Annotated in this window: 16 protein-coding genes; 8 read left to right on the plus strand and 8 right to left on the minus strand. The window is 64.2% G+C overall.

The window, feature by feature from the left end; all coding sequences use genetic code 11:
- The first annotated feature begins 2 nt into the window (after nt 1-2).
- Genes LBW87_RS22585 through LBW87_RS22595 form a run of 3 tightly spaced genes read left to right on the plus strand, consistent with a single transcriptional unit; the run spans nt 3 to nt 3,721 of the window.
- Nucleotides 3-1,058, plus strand: coding sequence for an ABC transporter ATP-binding protein (locus tag LBW87_RS22585; protein ID WP_225203730.1), 1,056 nt, complete (start codon nt 3-5; stop codon nt 1,056-1,058).
- 29 nt (nt 1,059-1,087) lie between these two features.
- Nucleotides 1,088-2,059 carry an ABC transporter substrate-binding protein gene (locus LBW87_RS22590; RefSeq protein WP_225203731.1) on the plus strand — a complete coding sequence of 324 codons (972 nt, stop codon included), beginning with the start codon at nt 1,088-1,090 and terminating at the stop codon, nt 2,057-2,059.
- A 3-nt stretch (nt 2,060-2,062) separates the two neighbouring features.
- Complete coding sequence (locus tag LBW87_RS22595) at nt 2,063-3,721, plus strand: ABC transporter permease (RefSeq protein ID WP_225203732.1); 1,659 nt, start codon at nt 2,063-2,065, stop codon at nt 3,719-3,721.
- A gap of 13 nt (nt 3,722-3,734) precedes the next feature.
- Here LBW87_RS22595 and glcF read toward each other — a convergent pair whose 3' ends face one another.
- The 5 genes from glcF to LBW87_RS22620 form a co-directional block, all read right to left on the minus strand.
- Nucleotides 3,735-4,976, minus strand: coding sequence for a glycolate oxidase subunit GlcF (glcF, locus tag LBW87_RS22600; RefSeq protein ID WP_225203733.1), 1,242 nt, complete (start codon nt 4,974-4,976; stop codon nt 3,735-3,737).
- A gap of 32 nt (nt 4,977-5,008) precedes the next feature.
- The gene (gene glcE / locus LBW87_RS22605; RefSeq protein WP_225203734.1) at nt 5,009-6,067 is read right to left on the minus strand and encodes a glycolate oxidase subunit GlcE; all 1,059 of its coding nucleotides are present in this window, start codon (nt 6,065-6,067) and stop codon (nt 5,009-5,011) included.
- Nucleotides 6,068-6,069: 2 nt separating this feature from the next.
- Nucleotides 6,070-7,557: an FAD-linked oxidase C-terminal domain-containing protein gene (locus tag LBW87_RS22610; RefSeq protein ID WP_225203735.1), complete on the minus strand. Its 1,488-nt coding sequence runs from the start codon at nt 7,555-7,557 to the stop codon at nt 6,070-6,072.
- A 140-nt stretch (nt 7,558-7,697) separates the two neighbouring features.
- Nucleotides 7,698-8,591 (minus strand): LysR substrate-binding domain-containing protein, encoded by an 894-nt coding sequence (locus LBW87_RS22615; RefSeq protein ID WP_225203736.1) that lies wholly within the window; start codon nt 8,589-8,591, stop codon nt 7,698-7,700.
- A 9-nt stretch (nt 8,592-8,600) separates the two neighbouring features.
- Nucleotides 8,601-10,016, minus strand: a complete 1,416-nt coding sequence (locus LBW87_RS22620) for an FAD-binding oxidoreductase (RefSeq protein ID WP_225203737.1) — start codon at nt 10,014-10,016, stop codon at nt 8,601-8,603.
- Nucleotides 10,017-10,239: 223 nt separating this feature from the next.
- Here LBW87_RS22620 and LBW87_RS22625 point away from each other — a divergent pair, with 223 nt between their 5' ends.
- The 3 genes from LBW87_RS22625 to LBW87_RS22635 all read left to right on the plus strand — a co-directional run bounded on the left by LBW87_RS22625 (nt 10,240) and on the right by LBW87_RS22635 (nt 11,642).
- Nucleotides 10,240-10,791, plus strand: a complete 552-nt coding sequence (locus tag LBW87_RS22625; RefSeq protein ID WP_225203738.1) for a cob(I)yrinic acid a,c-diamide adenosyltransferase — start codon at nt 10,240-10,242, stop codon at nt 10,789-10,791.
- A 181-nt stretch (nt 10,792-10,972) separates the two neighbouring features.
- Nucleotides 10,973-11,335 carry a type II toxin-antitoxin system RelE/ParE family toxin gene (locus tag LBW87_RS22630; RefSeq protein WP_225203739.1) on the plus strand — a complete coding sequence of 121 codons (363 nt, stop codon included), beginning with the start codon at nt 10,973-10,975 and terminating at the stop codon, nt 11,333-11,335.
- Complete coding sequence (locus tag LBW87_RS22635; RefSeq protein WP_225203740.1) at nt 11,319-11,642, plus strand: helix-turn-helix domain-containing protein; 324 nt, start codon at nt 11,319-11,321, stop codon at nt 11,640-11,642. The genes LBW87_RS22630 and LBW87_RS22635 overlap by 17 nt, the downstream gene beginning before the upstream one ends.
- 75 nt (nt 11,643-11,717) lie before the next feature.
- On the opposite strand, the gene dxs is transcribed toward LBW87_RS22635, so the two are convergent.
- From dxs to LBW87_RS22650, 3 genes are all read right to left on the minus strand, one after another.
- Nucleotides 11,718-13,583, minus strand: a complete 1,866-nt coding sequence (gene dxs, locus LBW87_RS22640; RefSeq protein WP_225203741.1) for a 1-deoxy-D-xylulose-5-phosphate synthase — start codon at nt 13,581-13,583, stop codon at nt 11,718-11,720.
- Nucleotides 13,584-13,656: 73 nt separating this feature from the next.
- Nucleotides 13,657-14,577, minus strand: a complete 921-nt coding sequence (locus tag LBW87_RS22645) for a polyprenyl synthetase family protein (protein WP_225203742.1) — start codon at nt 14,575-14,577, stop codon at nt 13,657-13,659.
- Entirely contained in the window at nt 14,577-14,849 is a 273-nt protein-coding gene (locus tag LBW87_RS22650; protein WP_225203743.1) for an exodeoxyribonuclease VII small subunit, read from the minus strand. The genes LBW87_RS22645 and LBW87_RS22650 overlap by 1 nt, the downstream gene beginning before the upstream one ends.
- 264 nt (nt 14,850-15,113) lie before the next feature.
- Between LBW87_RS22650 and LBW87_RS22655 the strand changes: the two genes are divergently transcribed.
- Nucleotides 15,114-16,235, plus strand: a complete 1,122-nt coding sequence (locus tag LBW87_RS22655) for an aromatic ring-hydroxylating oxygenase subunit alpha (protein ID WP_225203744.1) — start codon at nt 15,114-15,116, stop codon at nt 16,233-16,235.
- Between the two features lie 27 nt (nt 16,236-16,262).
- Nucleotides 16,263-16,496: a hypothetical protein gene (locus LBW87_RS22660; RefSeq protein WP_225203745.1), complete on the plus strand. Its 234-nt coding sequence runs from the start codon at nt 16,263-16,265 to the stop codon at nt 16,494-16,496.
- Nucleotides 16,497-16,505: the final 9 nt, after the last annotated feature.

Consider the following 16,505-nt stretch of genomic DNA (forward strand, 5'->3'; position numbering starts at 1 on the left):
GCATGAGCAAACCTGGCGAACGCGTGCAGCGCGGCACGGCCATCAGCGTCGAGCGGCTGGTCCAGCGCTTTGGCGACAATACCGTGCTGGCCGGTATCGACCTGCAACTTGAGGCAGGCCAGGTGCTGGCCCTGCTGGGTCCGTCGGGCTGCGGCAAGACCACGCTGCTCAAGCTGCTGGCTGGCTTGTTGCCGGTGCAGCCCGGCATGGGCAGCATCCGCTTCGGGCACAACGTGGTGGCCGGTGACGGCCGCTTCGTGCCGCCCGAAGGACGGGCGCTGGGCATGGTGTTTCAGGACTACGCCCTGTGGCCGCACATGACGGTCGGCCGCAATGTGTCGTTCGCGCTCGAAATGCGCGGCGTGTCGCGCCGCGCGGCGGCCCCCAATGTGGCGCAGGCGCTGGAGACGGTCGGCCTGGCCGGCTTCGAGCAGCGCCAGCCATCCAGCCTGTCGGGTGGGCAGCAGCAACGGGTCGCACTGGCGCGCGCCATCGTGGCGCGGCCCCAGGTGCTGCTGTTCGACGAGCCCTTGTCCAATCTCGACCGCGAACTGCGCGAGAACCTGTGCCACGAGATCGGCGTGCTGCTGCGCCAGATGGGCACCACCGCGGTCTACGTCACGCACGACCAGGACGAAGCCTTTGCCCTGGCCGACCAGGTCGCCGTCATGCATGGCGGCCGGATTCACCAACTGGCCACGCCCGAACAATTGATGGCCACCCCGGCCAGCACCCTGGTGGCTGATTTTCTCAAGCTGGGCACGCTGCTGTCGGCGGCCCACGTGCCACCGGCATGGCATGCGGCACTGCCGGCCGGCGGCGCCGATCAGCACCTCTTCATTCCACACGCGGCGCTGTCGCTGGCGGCGACCCAGGGCGACCTGCGCGGCACGGTGATGCACCAGCGCCTGCGCCAGGGTCGGCTGCTGACGCAGATCGTGGCCAGCGAAGCGCCACAGGGCCTGATGCTGGCCACCGACAGCCGCCTCGACACCGGTCGCACGGTCGAACTCGCGCTCGACTGGCAGCGCCTGCGCTGGCTGCCGCAGGCAGCCTGATCGTACCTCTCCCTTATTCGGAAACCTCCATGCTGAACCATAAAAAACCGCTGAAGATAGCGGCCGCCGTCGCGGCCCTTTTCCTTTCGCACAACGCCCTGGCACTGACCGTCTACAGCGCCGGTCCCGGCAAGCTGATCGATACGCTCGCAGCGGACTTCAAGAAGGCCACCGGCATCCAGGTCGATGTGTTCCAGGCCGATACCGGCAAGGTCATGGCGCGCCTGCAGGCCGAAGCCAGCAACCCGCGCGCCGATGTCGTCATCTCGGCCTCGTGGGACAGCGCCCAGGATCTCGACCGCCGTGGCTGGCTGCTGCCGTTCCAGAGCGCCAACGCGGCCCAGGTGCCCGCCCAGTACAAGCAACCGGCCTATGTCGCACAAGCCTTGTCGGCGCTGTCGATCGTCTGGAACAGCAAGAGCGGCACGCCGCGTCCGGCCGACTGGAGCGACCTGACCCTGCCGGCCTTCAAGGACAAGGTCACCATGCCGGACCCGGCCCAGTCGGGCGCTTCGCTGGATCTGCTGTCCGGCCTGCAAAGCCGCCAGAACGAGCGCGCCTGGCAATTGTTCAAGGCCTTGAAGGAGAACGGCATGATCATCGCCGGCCCCAATGCGCAAGCCATGAACCCGGTGCTGCAGGGTTCGCGCGCGGCGGTCTTCGGGGCGGTCGATTATGTGGCGCTGGGCAATGTGGCCAAGGGTGAAAGCGTCGAGGTGATCTTCCCCCGGAGCGGCACCGTGATCGCGCCGCGCCCGATGATGATCCTCAAGTCGAGCAAGACCCCCGACGACGCCCGCAAGTTCATCGACTATGTGCTGTCGCCACAGGGCCAGGCGCGGGTGGCCGAGGCTTACCTGATTCCGGCACGGGCCGACATTGCCATCCAGCGCCCGGCGCTGAAAGACATCAAGCTCCTGCCGGAGTCGCCGGACGCGGCCAATGTTGCCTCGCGCGCGGCGCTGCTGCATCGCTTCTCGTCGCTGTTCGGGCGCAAGTAAGCCGTGCAAGCCATTCGCAGCCAGGGCGCACTGGGCGCCGCAGTGGTCGCGGCATTGTTGATCGTGGTCGCGCTGCCGTTGGGCTTCGTACTGCTGCAGGCGATCTTCCCGCAGCTTTCGGAGGGCTCGCTGGCCGCGCCCTTGTCGCACCTGGGCGCCATCTTCAGCGATCCCGACATGCTGGGCCTGAGCCTCAATACGCTGCGCCTGGGGCTGTGCGTGGTGCTGGCCAGCGCCGCCATCGGTATTCCGCTGGGGGCATTGCGGGGGCTGTTCCTGCTGCCGCTGGGGCCGCTGTGGGATTTGCTGCTGCTGGTGCCGTTCATGATCCCGCCCTACATCGCCGCGCTCGGCTGGATCATGCTGCTGCAACCGCAGGGATATGTGCAGCAACTCAGCGGCGTGCAGGCGGCGGGGTTCCTGTTTTCCTTCCCCGGCGTGGTGTTCGTGATGACCATGAACGTCTTCCCGGTAGTCTATTTTGCGGTGTCACGCAGCGTGGCAGCGTCTGGCGCACGCCTGGCCGATGCCGCACGCGTGTGCGGCGCCACGCCCTGGCGCGCCTTTGTGCGGGTCACGCTGCCGCTGGCCACGCCCGGCATCGCCGCCAGCCTGCTGCTGGTCTTTGCGATGGCCATCGAAGAGTACGGCACGCCGGCGGCGCTGGCCTCCCACGCCGGCTTCTTTGTGCTGGTGACCGGGATTGAGCGGCGCTTCTCGGATTGGCCGATCGACCTGCCCGGCGCCTCCACGTTGTCGGTGGTGCTGGTGCTGATGGCGATGCTGGCCTACTGGCTGCAACACCGGATCCAGTCGCGCCATACCTACGAAACGGTCAACGGCAAGCCGTCCGATGCCAGCCGCAGGTCATTGGGATACTGGCGCTGGCCGGCGGCAGCGCTGTTTGCCGTGGTGGCCACTATCGCTACCGTCGCGCCGCTGTCTTCGATCACCGCGACGGCCTTCATGCGCACCCTGTCGGGCGGCATGCATGTGGACAATTTTTCGCTGGTCAATTTTGTCGCGATCTTCGGCGACCAAAGCGGCGCTCTCAATGCGCTCGGCACCAGCCTGGCGCTGGGCAGCGCCACCGCTCTCATCACCGGCGTGCTCGGCCTGCTCACCGCCTATTGCGTAGTCAAGACGCGCATGCGTGGCAGGCGCCTGCTGGACGCCCTGTCGGTGATGCCCAATACCTTGCCGGGCATCGTGGTCGGGGTCGGCCTGATCCTGGCGTGGAACCAGTCGTTCTGGCCCGCTTCTCCCTATAACACCTGGGCCATCCTGCTGCTGGCGTATTGCTGCCTGCTGCTACCCTATCCGGTGCGCTATGCCAGCGCCGCCTTCGCCCAGATCGGCGACAACATGGAAGCTGCCGCGCGGGTGCACGGCGCCAGCCTGGCCGCCACGCTGTGGCGCATCCTGCTGCCGCTGCTGTTGCCCAGCCTGGCGGCGTCGATGCTGCTGGTGTTTGCGGTGGCCTCGCGCGAACTGGTGGCGTCGCTGCTGCTGGCGCCGACCGGCGTGCAGACTTCGTCGCTGTTCATCTGGCGCCAGTTCGAGCAGGGCTCGGTCGGCCAGGGCATGGCGATGAGCCTGGTCACCATCCTGTGCACCACCACCGTGATGGTGGCGGTGACGGTCTGGCGCGAGCGCAAGTAAAAGTGGGTGGCGATCAGTTGGGCGCCAGGGCGCTATCGATCAGTTCGATCCAGTGCTTCACCGGCGTGTCGGTGCCTGACTGCAGATGCGTCACGCAGCCGATGTTGCCGCTGACGATCACTTCCGGATTGATCGCGGCCAGATTCCTGAGCTTGTTGTCGCGTAGCTGATAGGACAGTTCAGGCTGCAGTATCGAGTAAGTACCGGCCGAACCGCAGCACAAATGGCTGTCGGCGCACAGTTGTACATCGACGCCGGCGGCCCGCAGGATGCCTTCGACCCGGCCCCGGATCTTCTGGCCGTGCTGCAGCGTGCACGGTGGGTGATAGGCCACGCGCGCGCCGGCCGGCGCCCGCAGCTTCTGCACCAGTTGCTGCTCGAACTCGGGCAGGATTTCGCTGATGTCGCGGGTCAGGTGCGAGATGCGGCGCGCTTTTTCGGCGTAGGCGTGATCGTGCTGCAACAGGTGCCCGTAATCCTTGACGGTAACCCCGCAACCGGAGGCGTTCATGACGATCGCTTCGGCCTTCACGCCGGCGCTGCCATCCACATAGGGCCACCAGGCATCGATGTTGCGCCGCATGTCGTCGAGGCCGCCTTCCTGGTCATTCATGTGAAAACGAATCGCGCCGCAGCAACCGGCCTTGGGCGGCACGATCAACTGCACACCCAGCGCATCGAGCACGCGCGCGGTGGCACTGTTGATGTTGGGCGACATCGATGGCTGCACGCAACCTTCCAGCAACAGCATGTGACGCGCGTGGGATGCGCTCGGCCAGCGACCGGCCGGCTGCGGCTGCGGCACCTTGTTGCGCAACACCGGCGGCAGCCACGCACGCATGGCTTGTCCGACCTTCATGGCGGGACGGAAGATCCACTTGCGCGGCAGCGCTTCCTTGAGTGCGGCACGCACCAGCCGTTGCGACAACGGGCGCGGCACCTGCTGCTCGACCACCTTGCGGCCGATATCGATCAGTCGACCGTATTGCACCCCCGAGGGGCAGGTCGATTCGCAGTTGCGGCAGGTCAGGCAACGGTCGAGATGGGTCTGGGTCGAGACCGTGGCGGGCTTGCCTTCGAGCACCTGCTTGATCAGGTAGATGCGTCCGCGCGGGCCATCGAGTTCGTCGCCCAGCAATTGATAGGTGGGACACGTGGCGGTGCAGAAACCGCAATGCACGCAACTGCGCAGGATGGCGTCGGCCTCTTGCCCCTCGGCGGTGTCGCGAATGAAATCGGCTAGGTTGGTTTGCATGTTCTGTTCTGTTGGCTGGTGACGATGCCTGGCTACAGGTCGGGGAACATCCGCCCAGGATTGAAAATCCCCTGCGGATCGAACTGGGTCTTGAGCCGGCGATGGATACCCAGCACCGCCGGCGACAACGGATGAAATACGCCCACCTGCTTGTCACCGCCACGATGCAGGCTGGCGTGACCACCGGCGGCCACGGCGGCGGCGCGAATGGCGGCCGTCTCCAGTCCCGGCTCCGGGCGCAACCAGCGTTGCGCGCCGCCCCACTCGATCAGTTGCGCGCCCGGCAACGCGAGCGGCGGCGCCACCGACGGCAACGACAAGCGCCACAGGGCCTGTTCGGGCTGCGCAAAAAAGGCGTGTTGCTGCTCGCGCAGGTCGCGCCAGAAATCGTCGCCATTGGCCAGCTCGCTGCCGCCGAGCCGCGTCACGGCAGCGTCGACCGCCGCCCGCGCGCCCGCCAGGCGAATGGTCAGCACATTGTTGGTCCAGGCGCTGGCCACCAGCGGCAGCGGTTGCCCGCCCCACTGGTTGAGCAGGCGCAATGCACCGGCCTGGTCGATATCGAACACGCGGGTGCTGCTGGCCATGGGCTTGGGCAACACCTTCAGCGACACCTGCAGGATCAGGCCCAGCGTGCCGAGCGACCCGGCCAGCAGGCGCGAGACGTCATAGCCGGCGACGTTCTTCATCACCTGGCCGCCAAAATGCAGTTGCTCGCCCTGGGCATCCATCAACACCGCGCCCAGCACGAAGTCGCGCACCGCCCCTGCAGCCGCCCGGCCCGGTCCCGACAGGCCGGCGGCGACCATCCCGCCAAGGGTGGCCGCGCCACCGAAACGCGGCGGCTCGAAGGCCAGCATCTGGTCATTGGCGTCGAGCGCGGCATCGATCTCGGCCAGGGTGGTGCCGCTGCGCGCGGTGATCACCAGCTCGGTCGGCTCGTAATCGATGATGCCGCTGTGGGCGCGGGTGTCGAGCAGTTCTCCGCGCGGCGCCTGGCCATACCAGTCCTTGGTGCCGCCGCCACGAATCTGCAGCGGGCGACCTTGCGCGATGCGCGCGCGGAAGCTGTCAATCAATTGGGCATCCATCGTCAGAATCTCGGCAAATCGGGGTGACGCAACTGGCCGCGCTGGACATGCATCTTGCCGTACTCGGCGCAGCGGTGCAGGGTTGGAATGGCCTTGTCGGGGTTGAGCAGGAAAGCCGGATCGAAGGCCCGCTTGAGCTTGAAGAAGGCTTCGCGCTCGGCCGGTGAAAACTGCACGCACATCGAATTGATCTTCTCGATGCCCACGCCATGTTCGCCGGTGATGGTGCCGCCGACCTCGACGCACAGTTCCAGGATCTCGGCGCCGAACAATTCGGCACGATGAAATTCGTCGGCCAGGTTGGCATCGAACAGGATCAGCGGATGCAGGTTGCCGTCACCGGCATGGAACACGTTGGCGCAGCGCAGGTGGTACTTCTTTTCCATGGCGGCAATGCCGAGCAGCACTTCGGCCAGGCGCTTGCGCGGGATGGTGCCGTCCATGCAGTAATAGTCGGGCGAGATGCGGCCCGCCGCCGGAAAGGCATTCTTGCGACCGGACCAGAAGCGCAGGCGCTCGGCTTCGGTCTGCGAGCAGGCGATGGCGATGGCGCCGCTGGCGTTGAGCACTTCGGTCATGCGGCCGATTTCTTCCTCGACCTCTTCGGCGGTGCCGTCGGACTCGCACAGCAGGATGGCTTCGGCGTCGACGTCGTAGCCGGCCTTGACGAACGGCTCGACCATGCGTGAACTGGTCTTGTCCATCATCTCCAGTCCGGCCGGGATGATGCCGGCGGCAATCACGTTGGCCACGGCATTACCGCCCTTCACCACGTCATCGAAGGAAGCCATGATCACGCGCGCCTGCTGCGGCTTGGGCACCAGCTTGACGGTGACTTCGGTGACCACCCCCAGCATGCCTTCGGAGCCGATGAAGACGGCCAGCAGATCCAGGCCCGGCGCATCCAGCGCGCCACTGCCCAGCTCGACCACTTCGCCCTCGATGGTGACCATGCGCACGCGCAGCACGTTGTGCACCGTCAGGCCGTACTTGAGGCAATGCACGCCGCCCGAGTTCTCGGCCACGTTGCCGCCGATGGTGCAGGCGATCTGCGATGACGGATCGGGCGCGTAATACAGGCCATGGGGCGCGGCGGCATCGGAGATGGCGAGGTTGCGCACGCCCGGCTGCACCACCGCGGTACGCGAATACTTGTCCATGCTGATGATGCGATTGAACTTGGCGGTGGACAACACCACGCCATCGGCAATCGGCATGGCGCCGCCGGACAGGCCGGTGCCGGCGCCGCGCGGGACGATCTGCACCTTCAGCGCCAGGCAGGCGCGCATGATCGCCACCACCTGCGCCTCGTTCTCGGGCAACACCACGGCCATGGGCAACTGGCGGTAGGCCGCCAGGCCGTCGCATTCATAGGGGCGGGTATCTTCTTCGTCGAACAGTACGCATTGCGCGGGGACAACCCGGCGCAGGGCGTCGACGACCTCGCGCTGGCGGGCCGGCGCGAAGGAGGGAGTGACGGGAGCGTTCATGCCGGCGGTCTCTGAAGGTTATAGTTTGCCGTCAGTGTAACCAGATTTGCCGCCGACACGCCCAAAACCCGCAACAGCGGCGCACTGAAAAGAATTATTTATCGCAATGAATTAATTTCAGCGGCAGCCGTGCCGGTGACCTACTGGAGGTTCTTGAAGGCGTTCTGCATCCAGCTGATGAAGCTGTCGACCTCGGGTCGTTCGCGGGCCGAGCGCTCGTAGACCACGTAATAGGCATGCGGCGGCGTGCGCAGGCGCACATCGAACAACTCGACGATCTCGCCACGCTCCAGCAGCTCTTCGGCGAAATGCTTGCGGGTCAGGCCGATGCCGTAGCCGTGGCGCACCGCTTCCAGCAGCAAACCCAGGTCATCGATGCGCAGCCCGGTCGAGGGTTCGGTCATGTCCTTGAGGCCGGCCGCGTCGAACCATGGCTGCCAGGGCTCGAGCGCCGAACGCAGCAGGTTGGCGTGCTGCAGGTCGGCCGGGGTGCGCATCGGCGGCAGGCTCTTGAGGTAGGCCGGGCTGGCTACCGCGAAGGCCGGTTCCTCGAACAGCTTTTCGGTGACGATGTTGGGATAGTTGCCGGCGCCAAAGCGAATCTCGACATCGCTCTCCGACAGGCTCAGGTCATACAGCGGCACCGACAGGTAGAGTTCGACCACGATCTCGGGATGACGCTGGGTGAAGTCGGCGATGCGCGGCATCAGCAGGTGACGCGCAAAGGTCGGCGGCAGCATCACCTTGATCTTGGGCTGCACCGTGGCGTTGCGATGCGGCATCGGGAAGTCGGTCAGGGTGCGCAGCGCGCTGCGCACGACATCCAGATAACGCCGCCCGAATTCGGACAGGCCGATCGAACGGCCATCGCGATAGAACAGGCGCTCGCCGACGAATTCTTCAAGCAGGCGAATGCGATGCGACAGTGCCGATGGCGTGATGCAGAGCTCCTCGGCGGCGATGGCAAAGGAGTTGTGACGCGCCGCCGCCTCGAAGGCGGACAGCGCGTGGACGGGAGGAAGCCTGGTTGCCATGGATTGTCTTCACGCCTCCCAGCGCAGGATCTTGCCGGGATTGAGGATGTTCTGCGGATCCAGTGCGTGCTTGATGGCGCGCATGACGGCGATCGCGCCGGCGCCATGTTCGTCGATCAGGAAGTCCATCTTGTGCAGGCCCACGCCGTGTTCTCCGGTGCAGGTGCCGTCCATGGCGATGGCGCGCGCCACCATGCGCTGGTTGACGCCCTCGGCGCGCGCCACGTCAGCGGCGTCGTTGGGATCGACCATCATCTGGACGTGGAAGTTACCATCGCCGACGTGGCCGATGATGGCGTGGATCAAGCCCTGCGCTTCGCAATCGGCCTTGGTCTCCAGCACACATTCGGCCAGGCGCGAAATCGGCACGCAGCAGTCGGTGGAAATGGCACGGGCGCCGGGGCGCAGCTGGAGGATTGCAAAATAGGCGTTATGACGCGCGGTCCACAGGCGACTGCGGTCTTCCGGACGGGTGGCCCATTCGAAACCGGTGGCGTGGTTTTCGTTAGCCAGCTCCTGCACCAGCTCGGCCTGTTCCTTGACACCGTTTTCGCTGCCATGGAATTCGAACAGCAACAGCGGATTGACCGGCAGCGTCAGCTTGTCGTGGGCATTGAGGGCGCGCACGCCGTTCTCGTCGAGTAATTCGACACGCGCCAGCGGCACTCCCATCTGGATGGTCTGGATCACCGTATTGACCGCATCGGCCACGCTGGGGAACGAGCAGATGGCCGCCGAAATCGCTTCCGGCTGCGGGTACAGGCGCACCGTCACTTCGGTGATCACGCCCAGCGTGCCTTCGCTGCCGACATAGACGCGGGTCAGGTCGTAACCGGCCGACGACTTCTTGGCGCGGGTGCCGGTCTTGATGATCTCGCCGCTGGCCGTCACCACCGTCAGGGTCAGCGTGTTTTCCTTCATGGTGCCGTAGCGCACGGCATTGGTGCCCGAGGCCCGGGTCGAGGCCATGCCGCCCAGCGAAGCGTCTGCGCCCGGATCGATGGGAAAGAACAGGCCGGTGTCCTTGATTTCCTGGTTCAGCTGCTTGCGGGTGACGCCCGCCTGGACGGTGGCGGTCAGGTCTTCGGCATTGATGACCAGCACCCGGTTCATCTGCGACAGGTCGAGCGAAATGCCGCCCTGCAGTGCCAGGATATGGCCTTCCAGCGAGGTACCGGCGCCGTAGGGAATGATCGGTGTCTGGTACTGGCTGCACAGCCGCACGAAGGCGGCGACTTCTTCGGTTGTGTGCGCGAACACCACCGCATCGGGCAACATCGGGTCATACGACGATTCGTCGCGTCCGTGGTGCTCGCGCATGGCGGCGGCGGTCGACAGGCGGCTGCCGAAGAGCGCCTGGAGTTGGTCCAGCAGTGCCTGCGGCACCGGCTTTCTGAGTTTCTGTGCGTCAACGATATGGTTCATAGTGCGTTCTTCCGTGTCTCCGTTATTGGTTTTTTTTTGGTCTGATGGGTGCGTGCAGTGGCCTTACCAATGCATCGACTGATGAATTTTACTCTCTTGCCGCCATCTGATCTCGGCGATATCCAATGCCGTTTCGGCCTGGCCATCGTTTCAAGTGAATTTTTTAGTGGTTTATTGAACGCGAGGCGACTAAGCTCGCCCTTCTTCAACAAGGGAGTCAGCCATGGGCAATCGCCTTTCCAAGATCGTCACCCGCACCGGCGACGACGGCAGTACCGGCCTGGGCGACGGCAGCCGGGTGGCCAAGGACAGCCTGCGCATCCATGCACTGGGCGACGTCGACGAACTCAACTCGCAATTGGGACTACTGCTGTGCGAAGGCCTGCCGGACGGCCTGGCGCCGGCACTGTTGCAGATCCAGCATGATCTGTTCGACCTGGGTGGGGAGCTGTGCATCCCTGGACATACGGTCCTGACCGACGACCACCTGGCGCGACTCGACGGCTGGCTGGAGCAGTACAACGCGAACCTGCCCCCCCTGCGCGAATTCATCCTGCCGGGTGGCTCGCGCACTGCGGCGCTGGCGCACGTCTGCCGCACGGTGTGCCGGCGCGCCGAGCGCAGCGTGGTGATGCTGGACCACGAAGAGGCTGTCAATCCGGCTGCGCGCCGCTACCTGAACCGCTTGTCGGACCTGTTCTTTGTGCTGGCGCGAGTGCTCAATCGCGCCGCGGGTGGCGAGGATGTGCTGTGGAAGAACGGCCGCGCATCGTGAGCGGCGCCGAGGGCGCGCCGGAATTGGCAAGCTGAACAAAGACGAATTGCAGGCGCAATGTCCCGGCCTGTGGCATCTGCACGCCAGATTCGACGTAGCTTCCGTTGAATGATCATTAAAGGAGGCTACGTATTGCATGATTATGTCCATATGGGCATAATCATGCAATCGAGCGCACGGCATGAAGAAAATACGCTGGCTCGGCTCGAGCTACAAGGACTTGAAGGCGATGCCGGACGATGTGCAGGATACCTTCGGCTATGCATTGCACCACGCCCAGATCGGCAAGAAACACGACCACGCCAAACCGCTGAAAGGCTTTGGTTCGGCGGGTGTGCTGGAGGTCGTGGAATACGCGAGCGGAGGCAGTTTTCGCGCCGTCTACACTGTCAAACTGGGCGACGCGATCTATGTTCTTCATTGCTTCCAGAAGAAATCGTTATTCGGCATCGCAACGCCAAAGCCGGACATCGACTTGATTCGCGAGCGACTGAAGGTCGCAGAAGCACATGCAAAAGGAGAAGCAAATGACCACAGACATTGAAGAAACCAACGGTAGCGTCTATGCCGCGCTGGGCCTGCCAGACGCCGATGAAATGCTGGTCAAGGCACAGCTTGCGACCAAGATCGGCGAGATCATCAAGAGTCGCAAATGGAGTCAGCAGCAGTCGGCTGACGTGCTTGGCATTCCGCAATCGAAGCTGTCGAAGATGCTGCGCGGCCAGTTTCGCGGGATCAGCGAATCGAAGATGCTCGATTGCCTGGCGCGGCTGGGCCGCGATGTGCAGATCGTGGTCGGCCCGGCCCGCAGCAGCGACTCGGTCGGCAGCATCGCCGTGGTCTTCGCCTGAGTTTTTTCAGACCAATAGAAAATGCCGTTCAGTGTGTGCTGAACGGCATTTTTCATGATGCAGCGTGTTGGACGATCAGCCGTTGCTCACCACCAGACGAGGTTGGTCCTTGCCGAAGCGTTCGACGATGGACGCTGCGATACCGGTCGCATCCAGACCACACTGCGCCAGCAAGTGCGTCGCATCGCCGTGATCGATGAAGCGATCGGGCAGGCCCAGGTGCAGGACCGGCTTGACGATGCCGGCGGCAGCCAGCGCCTCTGACACCGCAGCACCGGCGCCGCCCATGATGCAGCCTTCTTCGATCGTCACCAGCGCGTCGTGATCGGCAGCCAGTTGGCGCACCAGATCGACATCGAGCGGTTTGATGAAGCGCATGTTGGCCACCGTCGCATTGAGCTTGTCACCCGCTTCCAGTGCCGGCGCCACCATGGTGCCAAACGCCAGGATCGCGATGCCGCGCCCTTCGCGCCTGACTTCGCCGCGCCCCAGGGGCAACGGCTCCAGCGACTTCTGCACCACGGCGCCAACACCGGCGCCACGCGGATAACGCACCGCCGCCGGGCCAGGATACTGGTAGGCGGTGGAAAGCATCTGACGGCACTCGTTCTCGTCAGAGGCTGCCATCACCACCATGTTCGGGATACAGCGCAAGAAGGCCAGATCGTAATTGCCGGCATGGGTCGCGCCATCGGCGCCGACCAGGCCGGCGCGGTCGAGGGCGAAGGTCACGTCCAGGTTCTGCAGGGCGACGTCGTGGATCAGTTGATCGTAGGCGCGCTGCAGGAAGGTCGAATAGATCGCCACCACCGGCTTCATGCCTTCGCAAGCCATGCCGGCGGCGAAGGTCACGGCGTGCTGCTCGGCGATGCCGACATCGTAGTAACGCTGCGGGAACTGCTTCTCGAAACCCACCATGCCCGAGCCTTCGCGCATGGCGGGCGTGATGCCGACCAGGCGCTGGTCGGCGCCGGCCATATCGCACAGCCACTCGCCGAACACCTGGGTATAAGTGGTCTTGCTGCTGGTGCTGGGCTTGATCCCTTCGCTGGGGTTGAACTTGCCGGGGCCGTGATACAGCACCGGATCGGCCTCGGCCAGCTTGTAGCCCTGGCCCTTGCGGGTAACCACGTGCAGGAACTGCGGGCCCTTGAGCTGCTTCAGGTTCTGCAGCGTCGGAATCAGCGAATCCAGGTCGTGACCATCGATGGGACCGATGTAGTTGAAACCGAATTCCTCGAACATGGTGGCAGGCACCACCATGCCCTTGGCATGTTCTTCCAGTCGCTTGGCCAGCTCCAGCACCGGACCCGGCAACACCGACTTGCCCACATCGCGGGCACGGGCGTAGAACTTGCCCGACATCAGGCGCGCCAGGTAGCGGTTGAGCGCACCCACCGGCGGCGAGATCGACATGTCATTGTCGTTGAGGATCACCAGCAGGTTCACGTCTTCGTGCACGCCCGCATTGTTGAGCGCTTCGAAGGCCATGCCGGCGGTCATCGCACCGTCGCCGATGACGGCGATGGCGTGGCGATCTGAACCTTGCGTCCTGGCCGCCAGGGCCATTCCGAGCGCGGCCGAGATCGAGGTCGACGAGTGCGCCGTGCCGAAGGTGTCGTAGTCGCTTTCATCGCGTCGCGGAAAACCCGAGATGCCGTCCTGCTGGCGCAGCGTCGACATGCGCTCGCGGCGACCGGTCAGGATCTTGTGCGGATAGGTCTGGTGACCGACATCCCAGACGATGCGATCGTCCGGCGTATTGAACACGTAGTGCAGCGCCAGCGTGAGCTCGACCGTGCCCAGGTTGGACGACAGGTGTCCGCCGGTCTTGGACACGGAATCGAGCACGAAACCGCGCAACTCCTCGGCCAGCGGCTTGAGTTGGGGGCGGGACAGGCGGCGCAGGTCGGCCGGTTCGTTTATGGTGTTGAGCAGCATACTGTTGGTACCGTTTGTTTGGGTCTGCAGGCGAAAGCCGCGCATGCCTGATACAGGCAGTTCGACAATCGCCTCATGCCTTTCGTTGCACGATCAGGTCGGCCAGCTCACGCAGCCGCTGCGCCTTGTCGCCGAATGGTGCCAGCGCCTGGTGCGCGTTGCTGCGCAGCCGTTGCGCCAGCGCCTGCGATTCGGCCAGCCCCAGGATCGACACATAGGTGGGCTTGTTGTCGGCCGCGTCCTTGCCGGCCGTCTTGCCCAGCGTGGCCGAATCGGCAGTGGCGTCCAGGATATCGTCGACCACCTGGAACGCCAGGCCGATGGCGCCGGCGTAGTCGTCCAGTGCGGCCATTTCGTCGGCACTGAGCGCCTTGCCGCCCAGCGCGCCCAGCATCACTGCTGCGCGCAACAGGGCGCCGGTCTTCTTGCGGTGCATCTGTTCGAGTTCGGCCAGCGACAGGGTCATGCCGACGCTGGCCAGGTCGATCGCTTGCCCGCCGCACATGCCGACCGAGCCGGAAGCCTGTGCCAGCAGGTTGAGCATGCGCAACTGGCGCGGCACCAGGGCGCTGTCATCGGCGCCGGTCACGCCGGAGAGCACCTCGAACGCCTGCGCCTGCAATGCGTCGCCCACCAGCAGCGCGGTCGCTTCGTCGTACTGGACATGCACGGTCGGCTTGCCGCGACGCAAGGCGTCATCATCCATGCAGGGCATGTCGTCGTGCACCAGCGAATAGACGTGGATCATCTCGACTGCTGCCGCCGCCCGCTCCAGCAGCGGCAGGGGCGTGTCGAACAATTCGCCCGCGGCAAACACCAGCAAGGGGCGCACCCGCTTGCCGCCGTCCAGCGCGGTGTAGCGCATCGCCTGGTGCAGGCGCGCCGGCACCACTGCGGGCGACGGCAGAAAACGGTCCAGCACGGCTTCCATGCCGGTCTGGACCTGCTGCATCCAGTCGAGGAAAGAAACGGAGGCGGCCAGGCGGGCGGTCATCAATCGTCCTCGCTGGCGCCGTGGTCGGCATTGAAGGGCTTGAGCATCTCGCCTTCGAGCACCTTGACCTGGCTGTCGACGCGGTCGAGCTGGGTCGCACAGAACTTGACCAGTTCCGAGCCGCGCTTGTAAGCGGCCACCGATGCTTCCAACGGCAGCTCGCCGGCTTCCATCTGCGCCACGAGCTGCTCCAGTTCTTGCATGGCTTGCTCGAACGAGGCGGGGGCGGTGGAAACCGTGGCGGCGCTGGCGGTGGCGGAAGTTCTTGGCATATCGACCCAAATTGGAAATCTAACCCGGTATTTTAGAACAATCCGTAGTGCACGCACCGAACAACGCGCGTGATTTGCATACAGGCCGAACTCGCAAAAGGTAAATTCCGTTGAAATGATGACAAAATAGCCACCAGTTGAGGCCGCTTATGGGGGTTTTGTGGCATAATCGTCAGTTCTGTCCGAAATTTCCTCTTCATATTACTTGAACGGTTTTTGCGGATTTTCTTCCTTAGGTTGGTGCAAATTAATTTGGGGGCGGAAATGTCCGATCTTGCGACTTTTGCCAAATTGGCGCGTTCAAACGCGCAACTTCCAGTCGATGTCTACTTCGACGAGCCGCTTTACCAGCGCGAACTCACACAACTGTTCCAGAACGGGCCTCGCTACGCCGGCCATGAACTGATGGTGCCCAATGTGGGCGACTACTCGACCTTGCCGTGGGAAAACGAAGGCCGCATGCTGGTGCGCAATGCGCAAGGCATCGAGCTGGTGTCGAACGTGTGCCGTCATCGCCAGGCCAAGATGCTTGATGGTCGCGGCAACGCGCGCAATATCGTGTGTCCGCTGCATCGCTGGACCTACGACCTCAAGGGCGACCTCATCGGCGCCCCCCACTTCGGCGAGACGCCGTGCCTGAACCTGTCGCGCACGCCGCTGCAGAACTGGAACGGCCTGCTGTTCGAAGGCGGCGGCGGCAACGTGGCGACCCAGCTCAAGGAGCTTGGCGTGGCCGGCGACCTGGATTTCTCGGGCTACCTGTACGATCACACCGAAGTCCACCAGTGCGACTACAACTGGAAGACCTTCATCGAAGTCTACCTCGAGGACTACCACGTCGAGCCTTTCCATCCCGGCCTGGGCAACTTCGTGTCGTGCTCCGACCTGAAATGGGAGTTCGGCCGCGACTACAGCGTGCAGACCGTGGGCGTCAATCACGGCCTCGTCAAGTCGGGTTCGCCGACCTACGCCAAGTGGCAAGAAAAACTGCTGCAGTTCAATGGCGGCACGCCGCCCAAGTATGGCGCCATCTGGCTCACGCTCTATCCCAACATCATGGTCGAGTGGTATCCGCATGTGCTGGTGGTGTCGACCTTGTGGCCGGACGGACCGCAAAAGACCACCAACGTGGTCGAGTTCTACTACCCCGAAGAGATCGCCCTGTTCGAACGCGAAATGGTCGAGGCCGAACGCGCCGCCTACATGGAAACCTGCGTCGAGGATGACGAGATCGCGCTGCGCATGGACGCTGGTCGTCGTATACTCATGCAACGCGGCACCAGCGAAGTGGGTCCGTACCAGTCGCCCATGGAAGACGGCATGCAGCACTTCCACGAATGGTATCGATCGCAGCTCGCAGTCGGCCCCGGCACCAGGGACGGATAACAACAAACCGCATGCGCCGCACAGCGCATGAAGATGAACATCGAGGAGCAGGCATGCAGGCCCAGCGGCAGGAGCAGGACAGTTCAGAACCTTACTGTCGGCCGCCATCCGCAATCTTGCAAGAACGCCAACTTCATTCGCAGGTACGACATTTTTGTAACGGCAGCATCGGCATGGTCCGATGCTGCCGTTTTTCATTGGGCGGCCCACCTGCCGGATCTGCCGGATCGCGCCTGCCCTACCTATTCAATCCAACAATAAACCTCACTC

This window comes from Herbaspirillum sp. alder98 (assembly GCF_020179755.1).
In the GTDB taxonomy this organism is placed as follows: domain Bacteria; phylum Pseudomonadota; class Gammaproteobacteria; order Burkholderiales; family Burkholderiaceae_D; genus Herbaspirillum.

Coding starts and splice junctions, on each gene's coding strand:
- LBW87_RS22585 (WP_225203730.1), top strand. CDS start 3: ATGAGCAAACCTGGCGAACGCGTGCAGCGCGGCACGGCCATCAGCGTC.
- LBW87_RS22590 (WP_225203731.1), top strand. CDS start 1,088: ATGCTGAACCATAAAAAACCGCTGAAGATAGCGGCCGCCGTCGCGGCC.
- glcF (WP_225203733.1), bottom strand. CDS start 4,976: ATGCAAACCAACCTAGCCGATTTCATTCGCGACACCGCCGAGGGGCAA.
- glcE (WP_225203734.1), bottom strand. CDS start 6,067: ATGGATGCCCAATTGATTGACAGCTTCCGCGCGCGCATCGCGCAAGGT.
- LBW87_RS22610 (WP_225203735.1), bottom strand. CDS start 7,557: ATGAACGCTCCCGTCACTCCCTCCTTCGCGCCGGCCCGCCAGCGCGAG.
- LBW87_RS22615 (WP_225203736.1), bottom strand. CDS start 8,591: ATGGCAACCAGGCTTCCTCCCGTCCACGCGCTGTCCGCCTTCGAGGCG.
- LBW87_RS22620 (WP_225203737.1), bottom strand. CDS start 10,016: ATGAACCATATCGTTGACGCACAGAAACTCAGAAAGCCGGTGCCGCAG.
- LBW87_RS22625 (WP_225203738.1), top strand. CDS start 10,240: ATGGGCAATCGCCTTTCCAAGATCGTCACCCGCACCGGCGACGACGGC.
- LBW87_RS22630 (WP_225203739.1), top strand. CDS start 10,973: ATGAAGAAAATACGCTGGCTCGGCTCGAGCTACAAGGACTTGAAGGCG.
- LBW87_RS22635 (WP_225203740.1), top strand. CDS start 11,319: ATGACCACAGACATTGAAGAAACCAACGGTAGCGTCTATGCCGCGCTG.
- dxs (WP_225203741.1), bottom strand. CDS start 13,583: ATGCTGCTCAACACCATAAACGAACCGGCCGACCTGCGCCGCCTGTCC.
- LBW87_RS22645 (WP_225203742.1), bottom strand. CDS start 14,577: ATGACCGCCCGCCTGGCCGCCTCCGTTTCTTTCCTCGACTGGATGCAG.
- LBW87_RS22650 (WP_225203743.1), bottom strand. CDS start 14,849: ATGCCAAGAACTTCCGCCACCGCCAGCGCCGCCACGGTTTCCACCGCC.
- LBW87_RS22655 (WP_225203744.1), top strand. CDS start 15,114: ATGTCCGATCTTGCGACTTTTGCCAAATTGGCGCGTTCAAACGCGCAA.
- LBW87_RS22660 (WP_225203745.1), top strand. CDS start 16,263: ATGAAGATGAACATCGAGGAGCAGGCATGCAGGCCCAGCGGCAGGAGC.